The 3,893-nt window shown below is 65.8% G+C and carries 3 protein-coding genes; 2 read left to right on the top strand and 1 reads right to left on the bottom strand.

Features of this window, described 5'->3' with window-relative positions:
* Nucleotides 1-331: 331 nt before the first annotated feature.
* Nucleotides 332-2,584: a right-handed parallel beta-helix repeat-containing protein gene (locus ABZ281_RS41385; RefSeq protein WP_356663095.1), complete on the top strand. Its 2,253-nt coding sequence runs from the start codon at nucleotides 332-334 to the stop codon at nucleotides 2,582-2,584.
* A gap of 65 nt (nucleotides 2,585-2,649) precedes the next feature.
* Here the strand turns inward: ABZ281_RS41385 and ABZ281_RS41380 are convergent, their stop codons facing one another.
* Entirely contained in the window at nucleotides 2,650-3,291 is a 642-nt protein-coding gene (locus ABZ281_RS41380; protein WP_356663094.1) for an SGNH/GDSL hydrolase family protein, read from the bottom strand.
* 127 nt (nucleotides 3,292-3,418) lie between these two features.
* Here ABZ281_RS41380 and ABZ281_RS41375 point away from each other — a divergent pair.
* Nucleotides 3,419-3,893 (top strand): cupin domain-containing protein (locus ABZ281_RS41375; RefSeq protein WP_356663093.1); only part of this gene is annotated, 475 nt, incomplete at its 3' end.

Below are 3,893 nucleotides of genomic sequence, written 5' to 3'. Positions count from 1 at the left end.
CCGCTGGGCACACTGCGCGGAATACGTTTTCCCGATGCGCCCCGAGGGGCAGGCATGACGTTCTCGAAGGCCCGCTGCACATCCGGGAGGGCACTGTGACACAGGAAGCACGGATCTTGGAGCCTCCGCAGAGCTCAGCCCTCGATGGGGCGTGTCCGGCCGGACCAGTGCCCATGTCGTCGCGCACCCGTTGGTGCGTCCACCGTACGGTCCCGAGCCGCCAGCGCCCCGAGTCGTTACGCGACGTCTCGGCTGGAGGCGTCACGACAGGAGCCGGTACCTCACCACCACGGACGACAAGAAGAGGACAATGACCGTAAACCGAAGACTTGTGTCACGAGCGACAGCCGCCGCACTGTGTGCGCTGGCCGTCGTGCTCGCGTCGATCGTGCTCATCCCCGCGCAGCGGGCCTTCGCCGCGGGCACCACGTATTACGTGAGCACGAGCGGCAACGACAGCAACGTCGGAACCAGCAGCAGCGCGCCTTGGCGCTCGCTGAGCAAGGTGAACGCGAAGACGTTCCAGCCCGGCGACATCATTCGCTTCGAGTCCGGGGACAGCTGGACCGGGCAGCTGTGGCCGAAGGGGTCCGGCGCCGACGGCTCCCCGATCGCCATCGACAGCTACGGAACGGGCGCCAAGCCGAAGATCGCCGGCCAGGGCACCGTCGCCGACGCGGTGCGGCTGAACAACCAGCAGTACTGGGAGATCCGCAACCTCGACGTGTCGAACGCGGTACCCACGGGGACGACAGACGGTTCAAAACTCGGCGACTTCCGCGGCATCGGCGTGCACGGCGACAACGGCCAGACCCTGCACCACTTCGTGATCGACTCGGTCGACGTGCACGACGTCACCGGCGAGGTCAAGTGGGTCGGCGGCAGCACCGCCGACAACAAGCCAGGCATCACCTTCGCGCAGGGCTGGGACCGCTCGAAGGACACCGGCGGCATCGCCTTCCTCACCGGTGTCCAGGACATCACCGCGCCCGGCGCCCCCACCGTGCTCGACGACATCACCGTGGAGAACTCCACCATCAAGAACACGTCGTTCAGCGGGATCCTCACCAAGCAGTACGCCGGTGACGCGCCCGGTGCCGTCTACACCGGCTGGGGCAAACGCGCCACGGCCAGCGACCCCGCTTGGAAGCCGTACACCAACGTCACCTTCCGCGGCAACTACATCACGCAGGCGAACACCCCCTACGGCTGCAACGGCATCTACCTCACCGGCACCCGGGGCGGACTCGTCGAAGGCAACGTGATCGACCGGGTCGGCGTCTCCGGCGTCGAGACCAACATGGCCGACAGCGTCACCGTCCAGCACAACGAGATCATGGGCACTCACCTCTCGTCGGGCGGCGCCGACCAGAATGCCCTGGACCCCGACATCGGCACCACCAACCAGCTGTTCCAGTACAACTACCTCCACGACAACGGCGACGGCATCCTGCTCTGCGCGTGCAACTCCAACGTCCAGTTCGGCAGCGTGGTGCTCCGCTACAACGTCATCACCGGCAGCACGCGGTGGAACCTCCACTTGTCGCAGACGGGCGGCACGGTGGCGAACATCTACAACAACACCTTCGCCAACACCAGTTCGACGAACATGGTGACCGGCGGCGTCTCCGGCAGGGCGACGCTGACCAACAACCTGTTCGTCTCCGGGCAGTCCACGCCCACGTTCGTACAAAAGTCGACCATCACCTACAACAACAACGGCTACTCGGACAACCTGACGACCGTGCCCACGTCCGACGCGAACGCCGTCGTCGGCGCTCCGCAGTTCGTGAATGCCTCCGTCACGGGGCCGTACGGCGACGAGAACGGCCCGAGGCTCGGCACGGCGGCGAACTTCGCGCTCCAGTCGGGATCGGTGTTCGTCGACGCCGGTGCCACGGTCACCGGCAACGGCGGCCTCGACAACGCCGGGTCTCCTGTGCCGATCGGGAACGGTCCGGAGATCGGCGCCTTCGAACGCGGCGCGCCCAACATCGCGTTCACGGACACCTTCGACGGGCTGGCGACCGGCGCGCTCGCCAACGGGACCAACGGATGGCGGGTCATCTCGACCAACAACGACGTCTCCGTGGTGGGGACGCCGTCCGCCACCGACAAGAGCGTCCGGCTGACCCGCACCATCGAAGGCGGCGGCACCGACGGGACCAACCTCGCCCGGCTCTTCAGCACCCCGCTGCAGGGCGTGGTGACCATCGACACGCAGGTGATGCGCAACGACACGCAGGCCGGCTGGTTCGGGCTGCCCTACGTGTACAACACCGGCGGCGTCCAAGCCGTCAGTGTCGCGTTCGCGCGCGGCCAGATCCACACATACGAGGGAACCACGGACACGGTGATCGGTACGTACACCACCGGCAAGTGGTACCGGGTCACGCTCACCGTGGACACCGTGAACCAGCGCTTCGACCTGGACATCGACGGCCGGCGCGTAGTGAACGACGCCGCGTTCCGCACCTCGATGCCGGGGATCGCGAAGGTCGCGTGGTACTCGAACGGGGGCGAGCGCGGAGCGGTGCACGTGGATGACGTCCGGATCTCGCGCGGTACCGGATTCGGCCAGTGAAGCAATGAGAAATCAGCTCTGCCGGGCCGAATACCGGCCCGGCAGAGCTGAAATTGCGGTCGCGATCACCAGGGCGATATCTGTTCCAGTGTCCCGTTGACCACCGGCACATAGAAGGTGGTGATACCTGCCATATTCGGGTGCGTTCCGGATCCCTCTGTGCCGGGCAATCCGTCGACCAGGTCATCGAATGTGTATTCCGCCCGGTGGATGTCATCGCGTGTGTCGAACGGAGTGTCCCCGAAGACGTCGGCAATGGCGACATTCCAGTTCCGACAGACCCGCAAGGTTTCCTCGCGGAGTGCCACCTGAGTGTCCCAGTCCCTCGAACCGAGTTTGTGGGCGGCCACGTACACGAGGTGGGCGGCAGGCCACCTGCGCTTCATCGTGCGCAGTGTACTCTCCAGCTCGGCCGCGTAAGTCCCCACGTCGTATCGGCCATTAAAGACCGACTCCGCGTCATTGGTACCGCCGTCGAAGAGGATGAAGTCCGGCGCGGCTGCAGTGGCCTCCTCGACCTGCGCAAGGATCTGCCCGCCGGAAGCATGCGGGTCGGCGCCAATGGTCGCGCCGTTCCGGGCGAACTTCGAAAGGGCCATTCCCGCACGTTCGGTAATGAGGTCCACAAAACTTCGCGGATACACGTGACCATACACGATGCTGTCACCGAAGGCGTATACAATCCTGCCCGCCAACCCACTTCCCACATCAAACTCCTGACACTCGACTCTTCATCGGTCTGATTCTAATCAGGGCATTGACCAGTTGGTCCAGGGGCGCGTAAATTGCGTGACAGAAATCGCTTACTATTATGAAAAACGGAGTTCGAACACCATGACCACCATCCATGCCGGTTTTCCCGGGGGCGTCGCCATCTCGCATCTGTCGGTGTACGACTGGCCTGCCGCCGACGGGGCGTGCGGCGGCACGCCTCACATGCACCTGGCGTGTTCAGAGGCTTACGTCGTCACCGGCGGACGCGGGGCCGTGCAGACGCTGACCGCTTCCGGGTACGAGGTCATTCCGCTCCAGGCCGGCACGGTCGCCTGGTTCACGCCGGGCACCATCCACCGGCTGGTCAACGAGGGTGATCTGCGGATCACCGTTCTGATGCAGAACAGCGGGCTGCCGGAGGCGGGGGACGCAGTCCTCACGCTGCCCCCGCGGTACCTGACCGATCCGGAGACGTACGCCCGCGCCACCGTCATCCCGGCCGACGCGCCCGAGGAGGAGCAGGAGCGCGCCGCTCGGGCCCGGCGGGACCTCGCCCTGGAGGGCTACCGGGCACTTCGGGAGGCCGAGGGGCCAC

This window comes from Streptomyces sp. NPDC006265 (assembly GCF_040613555.1).
Classification (GTDB): domain Bacteria; phylum Actinomycetota; class Actinomycetes; order Streptomycetales; family Streptomycetaceae; genus Streptomyces.
This window is presented reverse-complemented; position numbering and strand designations above follow the sequence as displayed.